The 22,866-nt window shown below is 68.0% G+C and carries 20 protein-coding genes; 12 read left to right on the plus strand and 8 right to left on the minus strand.

Features of this window, described 5'->3' with window-relative positions; translation table 11 throughout:
• Positions 1-58 precede the first annotated feature (58 nt).
• Both FCF25_RS06890 and FCF25_RS06895 read left to right on the plus strand, forming a co-directional pair.
• Positions 59-871, plus strand: a complete 813-nt coding sequence (locus FCF25_RS06890) for a hypothetical protein (RefSeq protein WP_117593736.1) — start codon at positions 59-61, stop codon at positions 869-871.
• Position 872: 1 nt separating this feature from the next.
• Positions 873-1,373, plus strand: a complete 501-nt coding sequence (locus tag FCF25_RS06895) for a 2'-5' RNA ligase family protein (protein WP_137047882.1) — start codon at positions 873-875, stop codon at positions 1,371-1,373.
• Positions 1,374-1,376: 3 nt separating this feature from the next.
• Here the strand turns inward: FCF25_RS06895 and FCF25_RS06900 are convergent, their stop codons facing one another.
• Complete coding sequence (locus FCF25_RS06900) at positions 1,377-2,717, minus strand: cytochrome P450 (RefSeq protein ID WP_137047884.1); 1,341 nt, start codon at positions 2,715-2,717, stop codon at positions 1,377-1,379.
• 78 nt (positions 2,718-2,795) lie between these two features.
• A complete protein-coding gene (locus FCF25_RS06905) occupies positions 2,796-4,964 on the minus strand; it encodes an ATP-dependent DNA helicase (RefSeq protein ID WP_117594203.1) in 2,169 nt (722 codons plus the stop codon).
• A gap of 817 nt (positions 4,965-5,781) precedes the next feature.
• Between FCF25_RS06905 and FCF25_RS06910 the strand changes: the two genes are divergently transcribed.
• The 9 genes from FCF25_RS06910 (at position 5,782) to argF (ending at position 15,177) form a co-directional block, all read left to right on the plus strand.
• Complete coding sequence (locus tag FCF25_RS06910) at positions 5,782-7,035, plus strand: argininosuccinate synthase (RefSeq protein ID WP_137047886.1); 1,254 nt, start codon at positions 5,782-5,784, stop codon at positions 7,033-7,035.
• Positions 7,036-7,038: 3 nt separating this feature from the next.
• Entirely contained in the window at positions 7,039-8,511 is a 1,473-nt protein-coding gene (gene argH, locus FCF25_RS06915) for an argininosuccinate lyase (protein WP_137047888.1), read from the plus strand.
• A 377-nt stretch (positions 8,512-8,888) separates the two neighbouring features.
• Positions 8,889-9,059 (plus strand): lysine biosynthesis protein LysW, encoded by a 171-nt coding sequence (lysW, locus tag FCF25_RS06920; protein WP_058583370.1) that lies wholly within the window; start codon positions 8,889-8,891, stop codon positions 9,057-9,059.
• Positions 9,060-9,061: 2 nt separating this feature from the next.
• Positions 9,062-9,934, plus strand: a complete 873-nt coding sequence (gene lysX, locus FCF25_RS06925; RefSeq protein WP_137049370.1) for a lysine biosynthesis protein LysX — start codon at positions 9,062-9,064, stop codon at positions 9,932-9,934.
• Positions 9,931-10,968, plus strand: a complete 1,038-nt coding sequence (gene argC / locus FCF25_RS06930; RefSeq protein WP_137047890.1) for an N-acetyl-gamma-glutamyl-phosphate reductase — start codon at positions 9,931-9,933, stop codon at positions 10,966-10,968. Before lysX ends, argC begins: the two co-directional genes overlap by 4 nt.
• 36 nt (positions 10,969-11,004) lie before the next feature.
• Positions 11,005-12,045 (plus strand): acetylglutamate/acetylaminoadipate kinase, encoded by a 1,041-nt coding sequence (locus tag FCF25_RS06935; RefSeq protein ID WP_137047892.1) that lies wholly within the window; start codon positions 11,005-11,007, stop codon positions 12,043-12,045.
• Entirely contained in the window at positions 12,042-13,178 is a 1,137-nt protein-coding gene (locus FCF25_RS06940) for an aspartate aminotransferase family protein (protein WP_137047894.1), read from the plus strand. Before FCF25_RS06935 ends, FCF25_RS06940 begins: the two co-directional genes overlap by 4 nt.
• On the plus strand, positions 13,175-14,269 hold the full coding sequence (locus FCF25_RS06945; RefSeq protein WP_137047895.1) for a [LysW]-lysine hydrolase: 1,095 nt from the start codon (positions 13,175-13,177) through the stop codon (positions 14,267-14,269). Before FCF25_RS06940 ends, FCF25_RS06945 begins: the two co-directional genes overlap by 4 nt.
• Positions 14,269-15,177, plus strand: coding sequence for an ornithine carbamoyltransferase (gene argF / locus FCF25_RS06950; protein ID WP_137047897.1), 909 nt, complete (start codon positions 14,269-14,271; stop codon positions 15,175-15,177). Before FCF25_RS06945 ends, argF begins: the two co-directional genes overlap by 1 nt.
• A gap of 22 nt (positions 15,178-15,199) precedes the next feature.
• Here argF and FCF25_RS06955 read toward each other — a convergent pair whose 3' ends face one another.
• The 5 genes from FCF25_RS06955 to FCF25_RS06975 all read right to left on the minus strand — a co-directional run bounded on the left by FCF25_RS06955 (position 15,200) and on the right by FCF25_RS06975 (position 20,287).
• Positions 15,200-16,399 carry a cation:proton antiporter gene (locus FCF25_RS06955; protein ID WP_137047899.1) on the minus strand — a complete coding sequence of 400 codons (1,200 nt, stop codon included), beginning with the start codon at positions 16,397-16,399 and terminating at the stop codon, positions 15,200-15,202.
• 65 nt (positions 16,400-16,464) lie between these two features.
• The gene (locus FCF25_RS06960; protein ID WP_117593713.1) at positions 16,465-16,965 is read right to left on the minus strand and encodes a cation:proton antiporter regulatory subunit; all 501 of its coding nucleotides are present in this window, start codon (positions 16,963-16,965) and stop codon (positions 16,465-16,467) included.
• A gap of 85 nt (positions 16,966-17,050) precedes the next feature.
• The gene (locus tag FCF25_RS06965; protein ID WP_117593711.1) at positions 17,051-17,641 is read right to left on the minus strand and encodes a dolichol kinase; all 591 of its coding nucleotides are present in this window, start codon (positions 17,639-17,641) and stop codon (positions 17,051-17,053) included.
• Complete coding sequence (gene glyS / locus FCF25_RS06970) at positions 17,638-19,428, minus strand: glycine--tRNA ligase (RefSeq protein WP_137047900.1); 1,791 nt, start codon at positions 19,426-19,428, stop codon at positions 17,638-17,640. Before glyS ends, FCF25_RS06965 begins: the two co-directional genes overlap by 4 nt.
• Position 19,429: 1 nt before the next feature.
• On the minus strand, positions 19,430-20,287 hold the full coding sequence (locus FCF25_RS06975; RefSeq protein WP_117593707.1) for a CBS domain-containing protein: 858 nt from the start codon (positions 20,285-20,287) through the stop codon (positions 19,430-19,432).
• Positions 20,288-20,548: 261 nt separating this feature from the next.
• On the opposite strand from FCF25_RS06975, the gene FCF25_RS15540 reads away from it, so the two are divergent.
• Entirely contained in the window at positions 20,549-20,719 is a 171-nt protein-coding gene (locus FCF25_RS15540) for a hypothetical protein (RefSeq protein WP_168191215.1), read from the plus strand.
• A 136-nt stretch (positions 20,720-20,855) separates the two neighbouring features.
• Here FCF25_RS15540 and FCF25_RS06980 read toward each other — a convergent pair whose 3' ends face one another.
• Entirely contained in the window at positions 20,856-22,787 is a 1,932-nt protein-coding gene (locus tag FCF25_RS06980; RefSeq protein WP_137047902.1) for a bifunctional UDP-sugar hydrolase/5'-nucleotidase, read from the minus strand.
• Positions 22,788-22,866: the final 79 nt, after the last annotated feature.

A 22,866-nucleotide genomic window follows, 5' to 3' on the forward strand; every position in this document is an offset into this window, starting at 1 on the left:
CGTCTCTCCCATGCGCGCACCTGACGGATTTTTGTACTTCCGTGCGTAGTCGGTGCCGATGACGACACCGACCAGTTCCCGCCGGACGTTTCTCCGCCGCGTCGCCGCGGCGAGTACGCTCGGCGTCGCGACGGTCGGCTGTCTCGGTCGTGCGCCACCGGTCGTCGTCGCCACTGCGAGCGAGTCGATGTCGCTCACGGCCGACTCGGACCGACTCGACGAACGCACGTTCGCCGGCTACGTCTCCCGGATGGACCGTCGGTACGGCGACGGCGGCGTCTGGGGAACCGGCGAGGCCCCCGCACCGACGGAGGTCGACTTCGAGAACGGGACGCGGCTCTCGCTTCGGGCCACCCTCGACGGCGACGCGTACGCCGTCGCCGACGCCGCCATCGCCCGCTACGGGCTCCGTCGCTTCGACACCGACGGCCGCCGCCACGTCGCCTACTGGCTCTGGTGTGCGGCCAGACCGCTGAACGACTCGGTGTGGCTCGACGCGGTCGGCCGCTCCATCGGTGTCGCGCTCACGAGCTTCGAGGTGGGACTCGACCTCGATTCCGCCACCGAACTGCTCGACTCCGCGCCGACCGCGCGGGTGAGCGGCCCGCGGGCGGTATCGGTCGCGGCGACGGGCGAGGGCGGTGGCGGCGCGACGTTCGGCGTCGACTTCCCACTCCGTGACGGTCGGCTCCGCCCCCGCGTCGCCGACGGCGCGGACGAAGGCGGGCGCGACAGCTACCGAATCGGGTGGCGCGGCCGGTTCGACGGCGTCCAGTCGGTGAACGGGCTCTGTCTCGTCGGCGAGTCGGCGACCTCACCCGACTACGCCACCGACTGGCACGCGTCGCTCTCGGCGGCGGGGTGGATCTGACGTGAGCTACAGCCTCAACGTCCCCGTGCCGGGGTCAGTCCAGCGGTTGGCCGACGAACTCTACCCGCGGTTGACCGCGTTCGAGACGATACGGGACCGCCACACGCTCGTCGTCAAACGCTTCGAGAGCCAGTCGTACGACCGTCTCCGCGAGACGCTTCGTCTGCCGCTGGCGAACGAACCGACGTTCGAGGCGCGAGTTACGGGCATCGACGCGTTCGAGCGACCGACCCGCGGCGACGGCCCCGTCGTCTACCTCGTCGTCGACAGCCCCGGCCTCCTCGCGCTTCACGACAGACTCGTCGACCGGTTCGACGCGATAGCGGGGCTGGAGGGCGACGACTACGTCCCGCACGTGACGCTCGCCCGCGGCGGTTCTCCGTCCGCGGTCGACGCGCTCCGAAACGCCGAATTCGACCCGGTGACGTGGACCGTCTCCGAACTCGACGTCTGGAGCGCGGAGTACAGAGAAGTCGTCGGGACGGTTCCGCTTCGGGGGTAGCGGCTATCGTTCACGTGCGTGCAGCCGCATCTCCATCGGATTCCGCGGATGCATCGTCAGCGACCCACGAAGCGTGAGCGGGTCGTCCTCACCGACGTACTCCAGCGAGTACTTCCGGGCGACGGTGCCGAGAATCAACTTGGCTTCGAGCATCGAGAACTGCTTGCCGATGCAGTGGCGCGGGCCGGCCCCGAACGGGAAGTACGAGAGCCGCGGACGCTTCGAGCGCTCGGCGGGCGTCCAGCGGTCCGGGTCGAATTCGAGAGGGTCGTCGTAGTATCTCGAAGAGCGGTGGACTGCCCACTGCGGGAGCATCACCGCCGCTCCCTCTGGTACCCGGTACCCGCCGAGTTTCACGTCGACGAGCGGTTCGCGGAACAGCGTGTACACCGGCGGGTACAGGCGCATCGTCTCCTGTAGCACCTGTTCTGTGTACCGCATCTTTCGCGTATCCCGCGCCGTGGGTGGGTCGTCGCCGAGCACCTCGTCGAGTTCGGCGTGAACCTTCTGCTCTACGTCGGGATGCTGCGAGAGCAGATACCACGTGTACGTGAGCGTCAGCGCGGTGGTGTCGTGGCCCGCCAACAGCATCGTCATCATCTCGTCGCGCAGTTGCTGGTCGGTCTGTTCGCCGCGCGCCTGCGCACGCATGAGAATCGAGAGGAGGTCCATTCGCTGGGGGTTGTTCTCGGTTCCCCTGCGTTCGTCGACGATCTCGTCGATGATTCCCTCGAGCACTTCGATGGCCTCGCGGTACTCGCGGTTCTCGCGCGTCGGCGCCCAGTCGGGGACGAGGAAGCGCCGCGGGTCCGGTTCGAATCGCGCCCCGAGCGGTTCGAGGTGTTCCTGTACCCGCTGGACGCGGTCGTCGCCAGCCGTCGACCCGAACATCGCCTCGACGATGATTTTGACCGTCAGCCGCGCCATCTCGATCTGGACGTTCAGCGTCCCGCCGTCGCGCCACTCGTCGAGCATCGCCTCGGTGTAGTCGGTCATCGTCCCGTCGAGCGAGGCGATGCGCTGCATGTTGAACGCCGGTTGCGCCAACTCGCGCTGCTCGCGCCACGTTTCGCCCTCGCTCAGGAGCAACCCCTCGCCGAGCAGGTCGCCGATGGCGTCGTCCTGAAACCGCGGTTTTCGGTATCTCTCGGCTTCGCTCACCAGCACCGTCTCGATGTCCTCGGGGTTTGTGAGCATGTACGTCTCCAGCGGCCCGAGGTCGAAGTGGACCACGTCGCCGTAGGCGTCGGCGCAGGCGGTGAGGAAACCGAAGGGGTCCCTCGCGTACTGCCGGCTGCTCCCGAACAGCGGCACACCGCGGGGACCCGGGGGTCGCGCTCGCATATCCCGGCTTAGGATGGTGTGCGGATAAGCGTTCGCCCGAAACGGCTTCTGACACGCTCTGTCGGCGGAATCGGCGACTTAGGGACTGGGCGGCTCGCCGTCGTACGCGTCGTGGCCGGCGTAGAAGTTGAGCATGGCGAACTTCAGCTTCTCGGGGCCGACGTCGATGAGTTCCCGCCGCTCCTCCGGCGGGAACGTGTCGCGGACGCCGTACTTGCCCATCGTGTCGCTCGCCGAGGTGTAGCGCTTGTCGACGAGCGCGCGAACCCCGAAGTCCTCGGGCGAGCGGATAACCCGTCCGAGCGCCTGCCGGGTCTTTCGAATCGTCGGAATCTCGACGGCGTAGCGCCACCCGGGGTCCCGGCCTCGGTCGGCGTACGCCCGGTCGTAGGCGTCCTGTACCGCCTCCATCCGCTCCGAGAGGTGCGGGTAGGGGACGCCGACGACGAGGACGGTCCGGGCGTCGTCGCCGTCGAAGCTCACGCCCTCGGCGAGCGTCCCCCACAGCGAGGTGAAGAGTGTCGCGTTCTCGCTCGACACGAACCGCTGGCGGAGGTCCTCGGTGCGCGTACCCGCCTCGTCGAGCATGAGCGAACCCAGGGACGCGCCGCCGAGGCCGCTCCCGCCCAGCATCTCGTAGTAGCGTTGCGCCTCCGCGTAGGAGGGGAAGAAGACGAGCGTGTTTCCGGGAGTGAACCGAATTGCGTCCGAGAGCACGCTCGCGATGGTCTCCTGCGTCGACTCGTCGTTTCGCTCCTTGGCGAACAGCGCGGGCGTCTGCACCGCGAACGTCCGCCGGTTCTCCTCGGGGTACTCCATCCCGTAGGCGAGGGTGACCGCGTTCTCGATGCCGAGAACGTCCTCGGTCACGTCGAAGGGGCGGAGCGTCGCGCTCATGAGGACGCTCGCGTGGACCTCCTCGAACAGCGACTCGGTCACCTGCCGCGGGATGCAGGTGTACAGTTCGGCGCGGCCGTATATCTCCTCGGTGCCGCTGTCACGTCGGACCGAGACCATCGGATGTTGGCCGAGTTTGGTGCCGTCCTCCATCCACGACGAGAGAAACGCCGCCGCCTGTAGCGTCTGGCACTCCTTCCGACTGGTCGTCTCGCCGTCCTTGTACGCCTGTTCGTACTGCTCGTCGAGCGACTTTCCGAGTTGGAGCGCCAGCTCCACCTCCGCGTCGATGCCGCGGCCCTCGTAGCTCTGCAGAAATTCGAGCGTCAGGTCGTCGCGGCGGTCCGGATTGGCGATGCCGACGTCGGACCAGTTCTCGCCGACCTGTTCGCGTTCGCCGAACCCGAAGCTCTCGTCGTACGTTCGACGGAGCGCGCCGAGGAACGCTTCGAGCACGTTTGCGGCCGGTTCGCTTCGGGAGTCGTCGGCCTCCTCCAGTTCGTGGAGCGCGCTCTCGATGGTGTTCTCGGTGAGCGTTCGGCTGGCGTGGTCGCGGGCCGCGCCCTCGATGTTGTGCGCCTCGTCGAAGACGGTGATGACGTCGCCGGGGTCGCGGTCCAGCCACCGGAAGAACTGCTCGCGGATCATCGGGTCGAGCAGGTGGTGGTAGTTGCAGACGACGAGGTCGACGCCCTCCATCCCCTCCTTGAGGAGTTCGTACCCGCAGAGGTGGTGCTCGTCGGCGTACTCGTAGACGTCGTCGGGCGTGCGCACGTCCTCGAACAGCCACGAGAAGAACTCCGTGTTGTCTCGGACGAGGTTGTTGTAGTAGTGCTCGCAGACGTTCGTCTCGCGGAGGTCCTCCAGTTCGTCGTCTAGCTGGTCGAGTTCGTCCATGACGGCGCTGCGGGCTTCCGCGGCACCCGAGTCGCCGTCGCGGCTCCGTTCGAGCAGTTGCTCCTGGCGGCGTTCGAGCTGTTGTTTGTCCTCTTCCTTCTCGGCCACGGAGCGCGTCGTGTCGCGGAGGCTCTGACACTCCTCGTACCCCACGTCGATGTGGCACATCGACGCCTTCCCGCGGAACACCACGGCCCGAATCGGCTCGGTGCGCGTGATGGCGCGGGCGTCCTCGACGAACTGGCGCATCTGCTGGTGGACGTTCGTCGTGATGACGACCGTCTTGTCGTTCTCGCGGGCGAACTCCAGCGCGGGGACGAGCGCCGAGAGCGTCTTGCCCGTACCGGGTGCGCCCTCGATGAGCACGTCCTGCTCGCGCGCGAACGCGTTGGCGATGCCGTCCATCGCCGCCCGCTGGTTGGGGTAGGGCTCCTCGTACGGGAAGAACCGCATGTGTCCGTTCGTCTCAGCCACTACTCCCCGCTTGCGCGTCACGGGGTTAAAAGTCTCGGACGTGTGTGTTCGTTCGGTGTCGTTTTCGTGGGAGTCGGTACGGTGAGCGGAGAGACTGAGTCGGGGGGACGCCCGATACGGAGTTCGGCGGTCGACTCCGACTGCCGGGCGCACCGAGATACCTCACCCTCCCCAGCCGACTCCTTCGCTCGCGCTTCGCGCTCGCTCAGTCGCCCCTCGCGCATTTCTCGCGCCGACGAGACGGCGCTCCGGCGCGCGCCGGAGGGCGGCTCCGTCCGCCCGATAGATACGCGAGGGAGCGGTCGACTCTCGTGTCGACTGCGAGGCTGGGGAGTTGCCGGAACGCGTTGCGTTCTGGCAGCTCGGCGAGCAAAGCTCGCCGGTGGTCTGAGGGTGCGGCCTCTCGCTGCGCCCGGCAGCGGTCTTCGACTCGCCGTTCCCTCTCTCGTTTGTCGACTACGGAGCCATCACAGGACCGTTTCACTCGCAACCCCTCACGACCCCGAATTCGAACAGCAACGCTTGCCGCCCCGAAAGCGTTTAATAGCGTCCCCATATTACCAATCCAGTAATGACGCGCACTCGCCGCGCCGGACCGGCCGCCCCCGTCCGAGCCGTGCGAGCGCCGCGACCGGGCCTCTAGGCCCTACTCTATCTCACCCCCATCGTCGTCGCACTTTGCTCGAACTGCCAAGTGCAGATTTCCACCTTTTCGGCCGCGTAGCCTCCAGTATTCAATTTTATTCCGAACACCAAAGCGCAGAATTTAATACCCCGAGTGTTCCACCATGGAGTAATGACACGCGTGGCACTCGCGTTTAGCGGCGGACTCGACACGACAGTCTGCGTCCCGCTCCTCGAGGAGGAGTACGGGTACGACGAAGTAATCGGCGTCACGGTCGACGTCGGCCAACCCGAGGAAGAGTTCGAGGAGGCCGAAGAGACGGCCGAGGCGTTGGACCTCGAACACTACGTCGTCGACGCGCGAGCCGAGTTCGCCGACCAGTGCCTCGACTCCGTCCGCGCGAACGCGACCTACCAGGGATATCCCCTCGGGACGGCGCTCGCGCGTCCGGTCATCGCCGAGGCCATCCTCGACGTGGCGACGGAACACGGCTGCGAGGGCATCGCCCACGGCTGCACCGGCAAAGGCAACGACCAGCTCCGCTTCGAGGCGGTCTGGCGCGCCTCCGACCTCGAAGTCATCGCCCCCGTGCGCGAACTCGGTCTCACCCGCGAGTGGGAGATGGAGTACGCCGCCGAGAAGGAACTGCCCGTCGAAGGCGGCAACGAGGGCGTCTGGTCCATCGACACCAACCTCTGGAGTCGCTCCATCGAGGGCGGTCAACTGGAAGACCCGGGCTACGTTCCTCCCGAAGAAATCTACGAGTGGACCGACGCGCCCGGTAGCGAGACGGAACTCGTCGAAATCGAGTTCGAGAACGGCTACCCCGTCGCCGTCGACGGCGAGGAGATGGAGCCGCTCGCGCTCATCGAGCACCTCAACGACCTCGCGGGCGCGTACGGCGTCGGCCGCACCGACATGATGGAGGACCGCATGCTCGGTCTGAAGGTGCGCGAGAACTACGAGCACCCGGCCGCCACCGTCCTCCTCACCGCCCACGAGGCGCTCGAAGGACTCGTCCTCACGAAAGAGGAGCGCGACTTCAAGACGACCGTCGACAACGAGTGGGCCCAGAAGGGCTACGAGGGCCTCGTCGACGCGCCGCTGATGGACTCGCTGAACGCCTACGTCGACGACAGCCAGCAGACGGTGACCGGCACCGTGACGGTCAAGCTACAGGGCGGACAGGCCCGCCCGGTCGCCCGCGAGAGCGAATACGCCGTCTACTCCGAGTCGGCCGCCTCGTTCAACACCGAGACGGTCGACGGCATCGAGCAGGCCGACGCGACGGGCGTCGCCAAGTACCACGGCTTCCAGTCGCGTCTCGCCAACGAGGTGGCGAACAACGTCGAGAAACCCGAACTCGCCGCCGACGGCGGGGCGACGGGCGACGAGACGAACACCGAGAGCGAAGAGGACGAGTAATCCATGACGGAGGAGTCCGCCGGCGACGTCATCCGCCGCGACCGTTTCAGCGGCGGTCCCGCCCGCGACTTCCTCTCCAGCCTCGCGGCCGACGAACGCATCTTCGAGGCCGACCTCGCCGTCGACCGCGCGCACGTCGTGATGCTCGCCGAGCAGGGAATCGTCGACGACGGCGACGCCGCCGACATCCTCGTCGCGCTCGAATCGGTCGAGGACGCGGGACACGCCGAACTCCCCGACGGCGAGGACGTCCACGAGGCCATCGAAGCGGCGGTCATCCAGCGCGTCGGCGAAGACGGCGGGAAGATGCACACCGCCCGCAGTCGCAACGACGAGGTGGCGACCTGCATCCGCTACCGCCTGCGCGAGGACGTCCTCGACGCGATAGAAGGAACGCTCGCGCTCCGCGAGGCGCTCCGCGAAACCGCGGCCGAGCACACCGAGACGGTGATGCCCGGCTACACGCACCTGCAACCCGCCCAACCCGTCACCGTCGCCCACTACCTGCTGTCGTACGAGGCGGCCGTCGCCCGCGACACGGCCCGTCTTCTGGACGCCTACGGACGCATCAACCAATCGCCCCTGGGCGGTGCGGCGTTCGCGGGCACGCCGTTCGACATCGACCGCGAGCGCACCGCCGACCTGCTCGGCTTCGATTCCGTGCTCGGCAACTCGATGGACGCCTCCTCTTCTCGGGATTTCCTCGCGGAGACGCTCGGCGCGCTCGCGACGCACGCGACGACCATCTCGGGGCTCGCGGAGGACCTCGTCATCTTCGCGAACAAGGGGTACGTCGACCTCTCGGACGACTACTCCTCGACGTCCTCCATCATGCCGCAGAAGAAGAACCCCGACACGCTCGAACTCGTCCGCGGCACCGCGGGCGACGCCGTCGGCGGCCTCACGGGCCTCCTGACGAATCTCAAAGGCCTCCCCCGCGCGTACAACCGCGACCTGCAACTGGCGCACCCGCACGCGTTCCGCGCCGTCGACGCCGTCGTCAACGCGACCGACGTCGCGGCGGGCGCGGTCGCTACTGCGGCGTGGAACGCCGACGAACTGGCCGCGGACGCGGGCGACGGTTTCTCGACGGCGACGGGCGTGGCCGACGCGCTGGCGGCGACGGGGATGCCGTTCCGCACGGCGCACGAAATCGTCGCCGCCGCGGCCGAAGGAATCGACGACGGGGACGACCCGGCAACTACTGCTGCAAAACTTGACGCGGCCGCAGATGACGTTTTAGGGGAGTCCCTCTGGACGCGCGTGAACCGCGAGACCGTCGAAGCCGCGCTCGACCCCGCCGAGAGCGTCGCCACTCGCGACTCGCTCGGCGGCCCCGCGGCGTCGGCGGTCGAGACGCAACTCGACGAGGCGGGGACGCGCTTCGACGCGGACGCTCACTCGGTCGCCGCACGGTGCGACGCGCTGGCCGAAGCCGACGAGAAACTGCAGGCGGAGGTAGCGAACTATGTCTGAGCGACTGCGACGACCCCGAGGACTCCGACGACCGCGAGCCTCGGCTCCGCGACTCCGGCGCCTCCCGCGACGACCGCGAGCGGGGGGCCGACGACCGCGACCGGAACCGCGACCGCTGCCAAAACCGGTCCGAACGGTCGTCGGCGCGCCGCTCCCGCCGCCGTCCTCGGGTGAGGCGGTCGGAACCCGAGGGCTCGCGGGAGTTCCGCTCCCGCCGCCGTCCCCTTCGGGGGACAACATCACTCGGAATTCCGACACCAAATTCCAAAACGGCGGCTACGAACGCTCTCGACTCGCTTAGCGGCGACTCCGTTATTAATTTTCACAAACAAATTCGCTGCATTTAAGGTTGCTAACCCACAAGCGGTGAGTACACCATGACCGAAGCAGAATGCGCCGAGTGCGGGGCCACGCTGGACCTCGCCGACGACCTCGAAACCGGAGAGATAATCGACTGCGGCACCTGCGGTGCGGAACTCGAAGTCATCGACGTCAACCCGCCGGTCCTCGACCGAGCCCCCGAGCTCGAAGAGGACTGGGGGGAGTGAAGTTGCAGATAGGTATCCTCTACTCGCGCATCCGCAAGGACGAGAAGCTCCTCCTCACGGAGCTCCGTGAGCGCGGCCACGACGTCACCAAGGTCGACGTCCGCAAGCACCAGTTCGGGCTGCACGACACGACCGCGCCCGTCGACGACCTCGACATCGTCGTCGACCGCTGTCTCGCCACGTCGCGCTCGCTGTACGCGACGCGCTTCATCGAGAGCTACGGCGTGCCCGTCGTCAACAGCCCCGAAACGGCCGAAATCTGCGCCGACAAGGCGAAGAACAGCCTCGCGCTCGCGGAGGCGGGCGTGCCCACGCCCGAGACGAAGGTGGCGTTCACGAAGGAGAGCGCGATGGACGCCATCGAGTCGTTCGGCTACCCGTGCGTCCTGAAACCCGTCGTCGGTTCGTGGGGCCGTCTGATGGCGAAGATCGATTCCAGGAGCGCCGCCGAAGCGATTCTGGAGCACAAGGCGACGCTGGGCCACTACGAGCACAAGGTGTTCTACGTCCAGGAGTTCGTCGAGAAACCCGGCCGCGACATCCGCGTCGTGGCGACCGACGGCGAACCCGTCGCCGCGATGACGCGCTCCTCCGAACACTGGCTCACGAACGCCGCGAAGGGCGGCGAAACGAAGGAGTTCGAGCTGGACGACGAGGCGCTCGAACTCGTCGAGAAGGCCAGCGACGCCGTCGGCGGCGGCCTGCTCGGCGTCGACCTGATGGAGACGGGCGACAGCTACACGGTCCACGAGGTGAACCACACCGTCGAGTTCAAGGCGCTGAACGGGACGACCGACGTCGACGTTCCCGCCGCCGTCGTCGACTGGCTCGAATCGAAAGCGGCCGAGAAGACGGCCACGGAGGCGCTCGCGTGAGCCTCTCGGCGACCGTCGTCGGCGGCTCCGGTTTCACGGGCGGCGAACTCCTTCGCCTGCTCGCGGGCCACCCCGAGTTCGAGGTCGCGCAGGCGACGAGCCGCCAGTACGACCGCAAGACCGTCGGTTCGGTCCATCCCAACCTCCGCGAACTCGACCTCCGCTTCAGTTCCCCGGAAGACCTCGAATCGGTCGACGTGCTGTTCGCGGCGACGCCCCACGGCGTCTCGATGGAGCACATCGACACCTTTCGGGACGCGGCCGACACCGTCGTCGACCTCTCGGCTGACTTCCGTCTCCAGACGGAAGAGCAGTACGACGAGTGGTACGACGGCCACGTTGCGCCCGAGTACCTCGACAAGTCGGTCTACGCGCTGCCCGAACTGACGCGCGACGAGTTGCCCGGCGCGGACCTCATCGCCGCCGGTGGCTGCAACGCGACGGCGACGATTCTCGGACTCAAACCGCTGTTCGACGCCGACGTTCTGGACGGCGACGAGCAGGTCGTCGTCGACGTGAAAGTCGGCTCGTCGGAAGGTGGCGCGTCGGCTGGCAAAGCCTCCTCGCACGCCGAGCGCTCGGGCGTCGTCCGCCCGTACGCGCCGACTGGACACCGCCACGAGGCCGAAATCGAGCAGTTCCTCGGTCTCTCGGTGTCGTTCACCGTCCACGCGGTGGACATGGTGCGCGGGGCGTCGGCGACGTGTCACGTCTTCCCCGACTCGCCCGTCACGAAGGGCGACCTCTGGGGCGCGTACCGCGAGAGCTACGAGGACGAACCGTTCATGCGCACGGTCGCCGGCGGCGGGGGCGTCTACCGCTACCCCGAGCCGAAAGCCGTCGCCGGGACGAACTTCGGGGAGGTCGGCTTCGAGGTCGACCCCGCGAACGAGCGCCTCGTCGTCTTCTCGGCTATCGACAACATGATGAAAGGCTCCGCCGGGCAGGCGGTCCACGCGGCGAACGTCGCGCTCGGACTCGACGAGACCGCCGGACTCGAATTCACCGGCCTGCACCCCGTCGGCTCGCCCTGAGAACCGGATTGGAACAGAACTACGAGAGACACGCCGATGACACAGAGCACCTACACGCGCGACGAACTGCTCGCGGCCCACGAGCAACTCGTCGACAACGACTGCGGCACAGACGACGACCAACTGTACACCGACGGTGGCACGTCGACCCGAACCGACGGTGGCTCCGCAAACCGACAGCCGCCGGTCGTCGTCAAAGTCGGCGGCGCGAAAGCCGTCGACCCCGCGGGCACGGTGAGCGACGTGGCGCACCTCGTCGCAAACGGGAGAGACGTCGTCGTCGTCCACGGCGGGTCGACGGCCGTCGACGACACGCTCGAAGAACTCGGCGAGGAGCCGACGTACGTCGAGACGCCGTCGGGCGTCGTCGGCCGCTTCACCGACGAGCGCGCGATGGAGGTGTTCTCGATGGTGATGCCCGGTAAGCTCAACACCGACCTGACGGCGACGCTCCGCGACGCGGGCGTCGACGCGGTCGGCCTCTCGGGCGTCGACGGCGGCCTCCTGACGGGCAAGCGCAAATCCGCCGTCCGCGTCGTCGAGGGCGGGAAAAAGAAGATCAAACGCGGCGACCACTCCGGCAAAATCGAATCGGTCAACTCCCAACTGCTGGAGACGCTGCTCGCGGACGGTTACACGCCGGTCGTCACGGTGCCGATGCTCGGCAAGGAGAAGGATGGCTCCGTCACGCCCGTCAACGCCGACGCCGACCGCGCCGCGGCCGCTGTCGCTGGCGCGCTCGGTGCGGAACTCGTCGTCCTGACCGACGTTTCGGGCGTGTACGAGGACCCCGACGACGAGACGACGCGCATCGACTCGGCGAAGACGCCCGAGGAGTTCGCGGCGCTCGACTCGGCGGCCGAGGGGTTCATGACGAAGAAAGTGATGGCGGCGAAGGAGGCGCTGACCGGCGGCGCATCGGCCGTTGTCGTTTCCGACGCGAACGTCAACGACCCCATCGTCGCGGCGCTCAACGGCGCGGGAACGCGCATCACGCCCGGCGCACTCGGCGAGGACGCACCCGAAACCACCGCCGACTCTGTCGACGCCTCGGCGCTCGGAGGTGACTCCGCGTGAGCGGCTTCGTCTTCTCGGAGAAGCCCATCCGGATCGAATCGGGCGAGGGGATGTCGCTGTACGCCGCCGACGGCACCGAGTACCTCGATTTCGGCGCGAGCTACGCCGTCGCCGCGACGGGGCACTGCCACCCGAACGTCGTCGACGCGGTCCAGAAACAGGCCGGCGAGTTGCTCTACGTCCAAGGGTCGTACCCCGTCGCCGCGCGCACCGAACTGTACGACAAGTTGGCGACGCTCGCGCCCGGCGATATCTCGAACGTCTGGCTCTGCAACTCCGGTACCGAAGCCAACGAGGCGGCGATGAAGTTCGCTCGCAGCGCGACCGGGCGCTCGAAAATCGTCGCCACGAAGCGCGGCTTCCACGGCCGCACTCTCGGCGCGCTGGCGATGACGTGGAAGCAGAAGTACAAGAAGCCGTTCGAACCGCTCGCCGGCGGCGTTGAGTTCGTCTCCTACGGCGACGCCGAGGAACTGGCCGAAGCGGTCGACGACGAGACGGCCGCTGTCTTCCTCGAACCCGTCCAGGGCGAGGGCGGCGTCCACCCCGCCGACACGGAGTACCTGCGGTCGGCCCGCGAGATAACCGAGGACGCGGGGTCGGCGCTCGTCTTCGACGAGATTCAGACCGGCGTCGGTCGCACCGGGTCGCTGTGGGCCTGCGAGGCCGCGGGCGTCACGCCCGACGTCCTCACCACGGCGAAAGGCATCGCCTCGGGCCTCCCGCTCGGGGCGACGCTCTGTGCCGACTGGATAGCCGAGGCGTGCGGCGACCACGGGTCGACGTTCTCTGGCGGCCCGGTCGTCTGCGCCGCCGCCAACGCCACGCTCGACGTGGTCGTCGAGGAGGACCTCCCGACGCACGCCGGCGACGTGGGCGCGTACCTCGCCGAGTCGCTCGAAGCGGCGACCGAGGAGCACGACCTGCCCGTCCGCGACGTGCGCGGGCAGGGCCTGCTGCTCGGTATCGAGGTCAAACGCGGCGCGAACCGCATTCTTCGCGACCTCGCGCTCTCCGAGCAGATACTCGCGCTGCCCGCGGGCCGGTCGGTCGTCCGCCTGCTGCCGCCGCTCGTCGCCGAACAGGAACACGCCGACCGCTTCGTCGAGGCCTTCGCGGAGGTGCTCGGATGAACACCGTCAGCGCCGCCGAGAGCGACGGAGCGTATCACGACGCGCTCGACACCGAGGGCAAGCGACTGCTGTACGACCTCGTCTCGACGCCCTCGGTCTCGGGCGACGAGGCCGACGCGGCCGCGGTGCTCGTCGACTTCTTCGAGGCGCACGACCGCGAAGTCTGGGTCGACGAGGTGGGTAACGTCCGCGCGCCCGCCGACGACTCGGTACTCCTCACGTCGCACGTCGACACCGTCCCCGGCGAGGTGCCCGTGGAGATACGCGAGGGCGACGGGGACGAGGACGGCCCCCAACTGTGGGGCCGCGGCAGCGTCGACGCGACGGGACCGCTGGCGGCGATGGCCGTCGCAGCGGTCGAGACCGGCGTGAGCTTCGTCGGCGTCGTCTGCGAGGAGACCGACTCCCGCGGCGCGCGCCACCTCGCCGAGACGCGCGAGGAACCCGACGCCGTCGTCAACGGCGAACCCAGCGGCTGGGACGGCATCACCCTCGGCTACCGCGGCTTCCTCGCGGGGACGTACGTCGCCACGAGCGAACTCGGCCACTCCTCGCGCCCGGAGAACAACGCCATCCAGTCGGCCGTCGACTGGTGGTCGCGGGTCGCGGAGTTCTTCGCGGCCGAGGACTCGGAGGGCGTCTTCGACACGGTGACGACGAAACCCATCGCCTTCGACGGCGGCCCCACGGCGGACGGCTTCGCCGTCGAGGCGACCGTCGACGTCCAGTTCCGCGTGCCCCCGAGGCTCACCATCGAGGACGTGCGCGAAGTCGCGGAGGGGGAGCTCACCGACGGGAGCGTCCACTGGCAGGAGCCCATCCCGCCCGTGATGGAGAGCCCCCGCACCGACGTGGCGCGGGCGTTCCGCGTCGCTATCCGACAGGCCGGCGGCGACCCCCGTCTGCTCCGGAAGACCGGGACGAGCGACATGAACCTCTACGCGGGCGTCTGGAACTGCCCGATGGTCACCTACGGCCCCGGCGACTCGGACCTCGACCACGCCCCGAACGAGCACCTCTCGCTCTCGGAGTTCGACAACTCGGTGTCGGTTCTCACGGCCGTCGCCGAGAGACTCGGAGGCGACGCGTGATGGCCGCCGCGAGCGAACTGGAGACGGCGAACGTCCTCGACATCGACGACCTCTCGGCGGCGGAGGTCGAGACCGTCCTCGACCGGGCGGCGGCGCTCAAAGCGGGAGACGACGACGTGCAGTTCCCGCAGGCGACGCTGGCGATGCTGTTCGAGAAGCCGAGCACGAGAACGAGGGTGTCGTTCGAGACGGGGATGACGAAGCTCGGCGGCCACGCCATCTTCCTCGGTCCCGACGACGTCCACCTCGGCCACGGCGAACCCGTCAAGGACACCGCCCGCGCGCTGTCGGGCTACGTCGACGTCATCATGGCGCGGCTGTTCGACCACGCGGACCTCGAGGAGCTGGCGGAGTACGCCACCGTTCCGGTCGTCAACGGCCTCACCGACGACGCCCACCCCTGCCAGACGCTCGCGGACCTGCTGACCATCCGCGAGACGTTCGGCGGCTTCGACGTCGACGTCGCCTGGGTCGGCGACGGCAACAACGTCGCGCAGTCGTTCGTGCTCGGCTGTGCGCTCGCGGGCGTCGACCTCACGGTGGCGACGCCGGCGGGCTACGGCATCGACGACTCGGTGCTCTCGCGCGCGGCCGAACTCGGCGGCGAACCGGAGACGACGACCGACCCCGAAGCCGCCGTCGCCGACGCGGACGTCGTCTACACGGACGTGTGGGTGAGCATGGGACAGGAAGACCAGCGCGAGGAGAAACTGGCGGCGTTCGACGGGTTCCAACTCGGCGCTACCCTGCTCGCGGACACCGACGCGAAGGTGATGCACTGTCTGCCGGCCCACCGCGGCGAAGAAGTCACCGACGAGGTGCTGGAGTCGGAGCGCTCGCTCGTCTGGCAGCAGGCCGAAAACCGTCTCCACGCCCAGAACGGGTTGCTGGCGGAACTACTGTCGTAGCGCTCCGCCTCCGCTTCGTTTTTTAGCCCGCCGCCTCCGACCGACGACGCGCCAGTACCCCCTCGAGCACTCCCGAGTACTGCATCAGCACCGTTCCGAGGATGCTCATCACCAGCACGTAGCCGACGGCGAACGCCGGAATCACCTGCGTCATCACCGGCCCGCTCCCCGTCGCGGCGACGGTGGCGATGATGAGCGAGAACTCCCCGCGCGTCACCATCCCGAGCCCGACGCGGAGCGAACGCCGGTCGTCGAGGCCGTAGATGCGGCCGCTGTAGAAGCCCGAGACGACTTTCGTCGGCGTCGTCGCGACGACGGCGACGGCGAGCAGTCCGACCGTCGTCGCCACGAGCAGCGGGTCGGTGCCGAGGCCGATGTAGAAGAAGAAGACGGCCGCGAAGATGTCGCGGACCGGCGTCAACAGCCGTTCGATGCGCTCGACGTGGTCGGTGCTGGAGAAGCCCATCCCGACGAAGAACGCCGCCACGGCTTCGCTCACGCCGATTGCGAGCGCGACGCCGGCGACGAACACCGCCATCGCCAGCACGCGGAGCACGAACAGCTCGCTCGAATCCGCGTCGAAGACGCGCTCGAACAGCGGCCCGCCGAACCAGACGCCCGCGAGGAGGACACCGAGGAACGCGACGGCGACGGCGACGTCGACGGCGGCCGTTTCGAGGCCGCCGCTGCCGCCGACGAGCGCGGCGACGACGGCGAGGTAGACGGCGATGAACAGGTCCTCGAACACGAGCGTCCCCAACATCGGCTCGCTCTCGCGGTTGGCGATCCAGCCGAGGTCGATGAGCGACTTCGTGATGACGGCGCTGGAGGAGATGTAGACGACGCCGCCCAGAAGCACCGATTCGAGTAGGTTCCACCCGAACAGCAGACCGAGGCCGACGCCGACGGGGAAGTTGATGGCGAGGTCCAGCAGTCCCGCACCGGTGATTCGTCGCCTCGCCTCCATGAGGCGGTCGAGGCTGAACTCCAGTCCGAGGAAAAACAGGAGGAGGACGATGCCGATCTCGGCGAGTATCGTCACGATGTCGCCGCTCGGGATGGCGAACTCGGGGGCGTACCGCCCGAGCACGTTCGGGCCGACGAGCATCCCGACGACGACGTACAGCGGAATCACCGAGAGGCCGACGCGGGTGGCTACTGCGCCCGCCACCGCGATGCCGACGAACAGCCCGCCGACCTGCCACAGTTCCATCGCCGCCATCTAGCCGCCACCTCCGCCGAGAGCCGCCGCTTCCTGCTCGGGCCGTTTACCTCGTAGTTCGCGGCTCATTCGTCGTCCGGCGACCCGGCAGTCGCGTACTCCTGGAACTCCCGACAGGCGTCCTTCCCCCCGATGACGACGAGGGTGTCGCCCTCCTCGACCGCGAACTCCGCGCCGGGGTTCGAGATGGTCTCGTCGCCTCGCTGGACGGCGACGACGGAGACGCCGATTCGCTGGCGGACCTGCGACTCCGCGAGCGTCTTGCCGGTGAGCGGCGAGTCGGCCGTGAGTTTCACCCACTCGATGAGCGTCTCGTCCGACAGCACCGTGTCGATGGTCTCGGTGCGAATCGGCTGGAAGTACGCCCCTTCCATGATGGTGCCGACCTGTCGGGCCAAGCGGTCGGAGAGCTCGAACAGCTTGTCGGAGTCCGCATCCGGGGACTCACGGAGAAACAGCTCGCGTTTACCGGTGTTGTGGATGACGATGACGAGCTGACTCTCGTCGTTCAGCTCCACCTCGAACTTCTTGCCGACGCCCGGAAGGTCGCTCTCGTAGACGGTCATACCGTGAAGAGTTGGACGCGGGCACCAAGATTCTACCGTCGTCGCTCCCCTCGAACGCCGGCCCCGACCGCCGCCCGGTGGGGACTCAGACCGCCACCAGCACCGCCGCGATTCCGACGCAGGCCGTCGGCGGAATCGAGAGGTTGTCGTCGACGACGTAGCCCGCGACGACGGGTTTGACGCCGTCGGCGAACGTCGCCCCCGCCGCACCCGCCGCCGCCGCCGCGACGCCGACCGCTCGGGAAACCCCCGCCGGCCCGGTGGTGAAGGGCACCGCCAGCGCGAAGCAGACGAGGAACATGACGCCGAGCACGCCGAGTTCCTTCGCACGCCCGGCCTCGTTGCTCCCGAGAATCCCGCTTATCGGGTCGCCGACCGTGAGCATCAACATCCCCGGCACCGCGACGAACCACGGGAACAGCCAGGCGACGGCGGTCATGCTGTACATGTACAGCGCGTAGCCCGCGACGTTCTCCTGTTCGTACTCGCGTGTCAGGTTTCGGTACACCCACCAGTCGAGACCCACGCCGAGGCGGACGAGTTCGAGCACCGAGACGAGCGCCGAGAGGCCGAGCAGGACGTAACCCAACTCCTGCCACGTGAGCGCCCCGACCAGGTAGAGCCCCGGGACGGCGGTGCCGCTCGCGTGGACGCCCCGGCGCGCGAGTTCGCTCACGCCTCCGCGGTGTCGGCGTCGACGCGCTCGTACGCGTCCAGCAACTCGTCGAACGTCCGGCGACCCGACCGCATCGCCGTCAGCTCGTCGACGAGCGCGTCGACCGGCAGGCGAATCTGGGCGGTCGTGTCGCGTTCGCGCACCGTCACCGTCGTCTCGCCGTCGCCTTCGACGCCGTCGCGGTCCACGGTGACGCAGAACGGCGTGCCGATCTCGTCCTTGCGGCGGTAGCGACGACCGATGTTGCCCGAGTCGTCGTACTCAGCCGAGAGGCCCGCCTCGCGCACGTCGCGGACGAGTTCCCGAGCCAACTCCGTCAGGCGCTCGTCGTTACCGACCAGCGGGAAGATACCGACGTACGTCGGCGCGACCTCGGGTTCGAGCGCGAGGTAGGTGCGCTCCTCGCCCGCCACCTCGTCCTCGCGGTAGGCGTGTTCGAGCACCGTGTACACCGTCCGGCCGACGCCGAACGACGGTTCGACCACGTGCGGGGTGATGTGCTCGCCGGACTCGGTCTGTTCTTCGACGCGGAAGTCGGCGACCTCGGTCGAGACGGTGTACTCCTCGCCGTCGGCCTCGACGGTCACCTCGTCGCCGTCGAAGGCGTCGGGGTCGCGCGCCGCGAGGTCCCGCAGCGCGTCGGCGATGTCGGCGGCCGCGCCGCCGAACTCCGGACCGAGCGTGCTCATGTCGGGGTCGACGACCGCGCGCTCGACCGTCTTCGGCTCGTCGTACTGCTTGAAGAGGGTGAAGTCGTCGTCGCCGTACTCGTCGTGCTTCGAGAGGTCGTAGTCGCCGCGGTAGGCGAAACCGGCGATCTCGACCCAGTCGCCGCCGAGTTCGGACTCGGCGTCCCAGCAGTCGCTGGCGTAGTGGGCGCGCTCGCCCGAGAGGTGCTGGCGGAAGCGGAAGCGGTCCATGTCGACGCCGATGCGCTCGTACCACTCCTGGGAGATGCCGAGGTAGTAGGCCACCCAGTCGTTGGCGATGATGCCCGCGTCGACGGCGTCGCCGATGGTCGTCTCCAGGTAGTCACCGTCGTCTTTCTCCTGTTCGGTCGCGGGGTAGAGACGGACCTCCACGTCGGCGACGGCGTCGAGGTTCGGTTCGTCCTCCTCGGGGTCGATGAACTGCTCCAACTCCGCTTGCGTGAACTCCCGAACCCGGACGAGACCCTTCCGGGGGCTGATCTCGTTGCGGTACGCGCGGCCGATCTGCGTGACGCCGAACGGCAGTTGGTTGCGCGCGTACTCCTTCAGCCGCGGGAACTCGACGAAGATACCCTGTGCGGTCTCCGGGCGGAGGTAGCCGGGCTGGTCGCCGCCGGGACCGATGTCCGTCTTGAACATCAGGTTGAAGTTCTCGACGGGTTGGCCCGCCAGCGGTTCGCCGCAGTTCGGACAGTGGATGTCGTGCTCGGCGATGAGGTCGGCGACCTCCGAGTTCGGGAGCGCCTCGGCGTCCTCGATGCCGGTGGCGTCCTCGACGAGGTGGTCGGCGCGGTGGCTCTCGCCGCAGGACGCGCACTCGACGAGCATGTCGTTGAAGCCGTCGAGATGCCCCGACGCCTCGAATACGGGCTCGGGCATGATGGTCGGCGCTTCGATCTCGCGGTTGCCCTCCTTGACGGTGAAGCGGTCGCGCCACGCCGACTCGACGTTCGCCTTCAGCGCCGCGCCCTGCGGGCCGAACGTGTAGAAGCCGGCGACGCCGCCGTACGCGGCGCTGGAGAGAAAGAAGAACCCGCGGCGTTTCGAGAGCTCCGTGATGGCTTCCGTGTCGGGCATCTCAAAGCGCCTCCAGGAGGTTCACGTCGCGGACGACGCCGACGAGTTCGTCGCCGCTCACCATCGGAATCTGTTCGATGTCGTTCGTAATCATCTGCTGGGCGGCTTTCTTCGCCGTCTTCCGGCGCGGCAGGGTGACGACGTCGCTCGTCATGAACTCGGAGACGGGCTCTGTCGGAATCTCGACGTTTCGGGTCGGAATGTAGCGGTTGCCGACGGCTTTGATGCCCTCCCACATCCACTCGTCGTCCTGGTTGGCGACGGAGTCGCCGGTCTCGTCCTCGCCTTCGACGACGCGGGCGACTTCGATGATGTCGACCTCGGTGAGGATGCCGGACATGCTCCCCTCGTCGTCGAGGACGACGGCGTACGGGACGTTCGCGTAGTAGATTTCGCGCTCGGCGACCGTCAGCGGCGTCCCTTGGTACGCCGTGTTGATGTCCGTCGCGGCGAGTTCGCCGACCTCGGTCTCGCCGTCGACGTCACCGCGGGCGATGGCGCGAATCACGTCGGTGACGGTGACGATGCCGACGAGCGTCGTCGCGCCGTCGACCTCGACGACGGGGACGCGGCGTGCGCCCTCGCGGAGCATCAGTCGCGCGGCGTCGGTCAGGTCGGTGTCCGGCGTCGTCGTCGGGACCTCCCGCATCAGGATGGCGAGCTGGTCCTCGTCGGGGTGTTCGATGAGGTCGTCGCGGGAGACGAGACCGCGGTACTCCTCGCCGTCGTCGGTCTGCTTGACGACCGGAACGGAGGAGAAACCGCGCTCTTGGAGATACTCGAGTACGTCGTCCCGCGTGCCTGGGAGTTCGACCGTCACGACCTCCTCGCGGGGCGTCATAGCGTCGGCGACTTGCATAGCGTGGCGTACTCCCTCGCACACCTTGTACTCTGCGAAGGTGTGGTGGTCGCTCCCGGTCGGCCCGTCAGACCCCCGTTAATACCGTTTCGCTTCCTGTAAACTCGTTTTCCATTCTAGGGCCCACCGACTAATTTCCAGTAATCGGTGTTCTCAGGCGGTCTCGGCGGCACACGGCTCCGTAAACAGTACGCCCGTGGAACGGGACAACCGGCCTGTCGTTTCGGTGTGTTTATTATCCCATGCGATAACATCTCATACATGACACCGGAAGCGACGGCAGCCGTCGATGTCCCGGACGCCGAGGTCATGGCCTCGGTGGATTCATCTTCTCCTCGCAGCTCGGAGCTTATCATCGCGGATATTACGCGAGACGACGCGTGGCTTTCGATGCGAGCGGCCGACGCCCCGGTACTTGCCGAGTGGTGCTGAACGTCTCGACGCCGACCGCGACCGCTTTTTTTGCGTAACTCCCGCCGTGTGAGCCGAGCGTCCCGCTCTCGGTTCGGGTCCCCGAACTCTCCAAACATCCGTCGTAGCTCCGCCGAAAAACGGCGTCTGCGCGCGGTTACCGCGCCGGGGCGCTGCGCTGACGACCGCGTCCGCGTCCGCGTCCGTCGCTGCGACCGCGTCCGTCGCCGCGGCCGCGTTCGCTCACCGTCGCGGTGACGTCGGCGTTCGCCCGCGAGGCGTCGAAGTAGACGCGCTCGTACTCCTCGGTGTCGTAGTCGACGTAGAGGTCGAGCGGGACCTCGCCCTCCCCCTCGCCGTCGGCCGCTTCCACCACGGCCGCGTCGTCGAAGCGGACGACCAGTTCGTCGTCGCCGTCGACGGCCGCCTCGGGCTCGACGGTCTCGCCCGTCTTCGTCCACAGTTCGACGTCGTCGCCGAGCGCGTCGAACTCGTCGGGTTTGTCGAGGCGGACGACGGTTCGGCCGCGACCGTCGACCGTAATCTCGGGCTCGTTTCCGAACGTCGAGTCGACGCGCTGCATCCGCCCCTCGACGGTCGGCGCGACGGTGCCCCGCTCCTCCAGATACTCGATTGTCGTCGTGGCGAGCAGTTCGCCCGTGTCGTCGAGCACCGGCTTGTCTTCGAGCGGGAAGCCGCTGCCGCCGCCGGCCATGTAGGAGTTGACGGCGACCGCGTACGTCTCCTCGAGGTCGAGCGGTTTGCCGCCGACGTACACGTCGCGGACGAGTTCGCTCCCCTCGTGGCCGATCCACTCGAAGCGGACGCCGCTGACCTGCTGGCTGACCTCCGCGCCGTACTGCTGTCCGGTCTCGCTCTCCAGCGTCACGACCTGGCTGGCGAGCGTCTCGACGAGGTCCGCGCCCGTGAGTTCGAGCGTCGTGAGCGTGTTGTCGAACGGGAGCACGTTGAACACGTCGCCGCCGGTGAGTTCGCCCGGTCCGTACGAGGCGTTCGAACGGATACCCCCGGCGTTCGTGATGGCGACGTCTGCGTCGGCTTTCTCCCGCATCGCGTCGGTGACGAGGTTCCCTATCGCCGTCTCCTCGTGGTAGTTCAGGTTCGCGCTCGCGTCGAGTTCCGTCTCGGTGGTGGCGATCACCTCGTCGAGGTTGACCTCCGCGCGGTACTCGTTGATGATCTCCGACACTCGCTCGTTCTTCGGGACTTCCGCAGTTTCGAGCAGTTCGCCCTCTGCGGCGGTGACGCCGTCCTCCTCGACCGTGAGACGGATCTCGCTGAGGTAGTTCGCGTTCGCCTCGGCCTCGCTGACGACCGTGCCGGAGACGACGCTCGGCTCGTACGCCTGTTCGTCGTGACCCGCGAGTACGACGTCCACGTCGGTCGCCTCGGCGAGTTCCTCGGCGGACCTGACGCCGATGTGGTTGAGGACGACGACGACGTCGACGTCCTCCTCCTCGCGGAGCCTCGTCTCGTACTCCGAGACGGTCTCGACGGGGTCGAGGACGGTCAGCCCTTCCGCGCCGAGGTCGTCGCTGACCGAGCCGTCGAGCCCCTGATAGATGGTGCCGAGGACGCCGACGCGGACGCCGTCGCGCTCGACGACGACGTACCGCTCGGCGCCCGCTATCGGTTCCTCGGTGCCCTCGTAGACGAGGTTCGTGGCGACCCACGGGAACGAGGAGGCCTCGGCGGCCTCGGTGAACCCGTCGACGCCGTAGTCGAACTCGTGGTTGCCGACGGTGTCCGCGTCCGGGTCGACGACGGCGAGCGCGTCGACGGGCGCGCGCCACTCCGACACCGGCGTCAGCGCGTGCGGACCGATCTGGTCGCCCGCGCCGAGGACGACGACCGGCCCGTCGGCCGCCGCTCGCCGCTGCTCGACGAGCGTCGCCAGCCGCGGCAGCGTCGTGTCCTCCGCCGCCGCGTTCTGGACGTCGTTGTACGAGAGGATGGTCAGCGTCTCTGTCTCCGCGGCGGCGACGCCCGTCGACAGGGCTGCGCCGCCGAGTAGCGCGCCGGTCGTTTTCAGGAACTCACGTCGCTCGAACCGGGGTTTTGATGGCATGTGTCTGGCGGAAACTTGTCGAGGTGGTTGAAAAAACATGCTATTATCTATCTGTAAATATCACTCCGTCTCCCGAACG

The sequence above is a fragment of the Haloprofundus sp. MHR1 genome, from assembly GCF_005155585.1.
GTDB lineage: Archaea > Halobacteriota > Halobacteria > Halobacteriales > Haloferacaceae > Haloprofundus > Haloprofundus halophilus.

What these genes read in the sequence shown, in the direction of transcription:
- FCF25_RS06890 (WP_117593736.1), top strand. Translation starts at nt 59, where the DNA reads ATGACGACACCGACCAGTTCCCGCCGGACGTTTCTCCGCCGCGTCGCC.
- FCF25_RS06900 (WP_137047884.1), bottom strand. Translation starts at nt 2,717, where the DNA reads ATGCGAGCGCGACCCCCGGGTCCCCGCGGTGTGCCGCTGTTCGGGAGC.
- FCF25_RS06905 (WP_117594203.1), bottom strand. Translation starts at nt 4,964, where the DNA reads ATGCGGTTCTTCCCGTACGAGGAGCCCTACCCCAACCAGCGGGCGGCG.
- FCF25_RS06910 (WP_137047886.1), top strand. Translation starts at nt 5,782, where the DNA reads ATGACACGCGTGGCACTCGCGTTTAGCGGCGGACTCGACACGACAGTC.
- argH (WP_137047888.1), top strand. Translation starts at nt 7,039, where the DNA reads ATGACGGAGGAGTCCGCCGGCGACGTCATCCGCCGCGACCGTTTCAGC.
- lysW (WP_058583370.1), top strand. Translation starts at nt 8,889, where the DNA reads ATGACCGAAGCAGAATGCGCCGAGTGCGGGGCCACGCTGGACCTCGCC.
- FCF25_RS06935 (WP_137047892.1), top strand. Translation starts at nt 11,005, where the DNA reads ATGACACAGAGCACCTACACGCGCGACGAACTGCTCGCGGCCCACGAG.
- FCF25_RS06945 (WP_137047895.1), top strand. Translation starts at nt 13,175, where the DNA reads ATGAACACCGTCAGCGCCGCCGAGAGCGACGGAGCGTATCACGACGCG.
- argF (WP_137047897.1), top strand. Translation starts at nt 14,269, where the DNA reads ATGGCCGCCGCGAGCGAACTGGAGACGGCGAACGTCCTCGACATCGAC.
- FCF25_RS06955 (WP_137047899.1), bottom strand. Translation starts at nt 16,399, where the DNA reads ATGGCGGCGATGGAACTGTGGCAGGTCGGCGGGCTGTTCGTCGGCATC.
- FCF25_RS06960 (WP_117593713.1), bottom strand. Translation starts at nt 16,965, where the DNA reads ATGACCGTCTACGAGAGCGACCTTCCGGGCGTCGGCAAGAAGTTCGAG.
- glyS (WP_137047900.1), bottom strand. Translation starts at nt 19,428, where the DNA reads ATGCCCGACACGGAAGCCATCACGGAGCTCTCGAAACGCCGCGGGTTC.
- FCF25_RS06975 (WP_117593707.1), bottom strand. Translation starts at nt 20,287, where the DNA reads ATGCAAGTCGCCGACGCTATGACGCCCCGCGAGGAGGTCGTGACGGTC.
- FCF25_RS15540 (WP_168191215.1), top strand. Translation starts at nt 20,549, where the DNA reads ATGACACCGGAAGCGACGGCAGCCGTCGATGTCCCGGACGCCGAGGTC.
- FCF25_RS06980 (WP_137047902.1), bottom strand. Translation starts at nt 22,787, where the DNA reads ATGCCATCAAAACCCCGGTTCGAGCGACGTGAGTTCCTGAAAACGACC.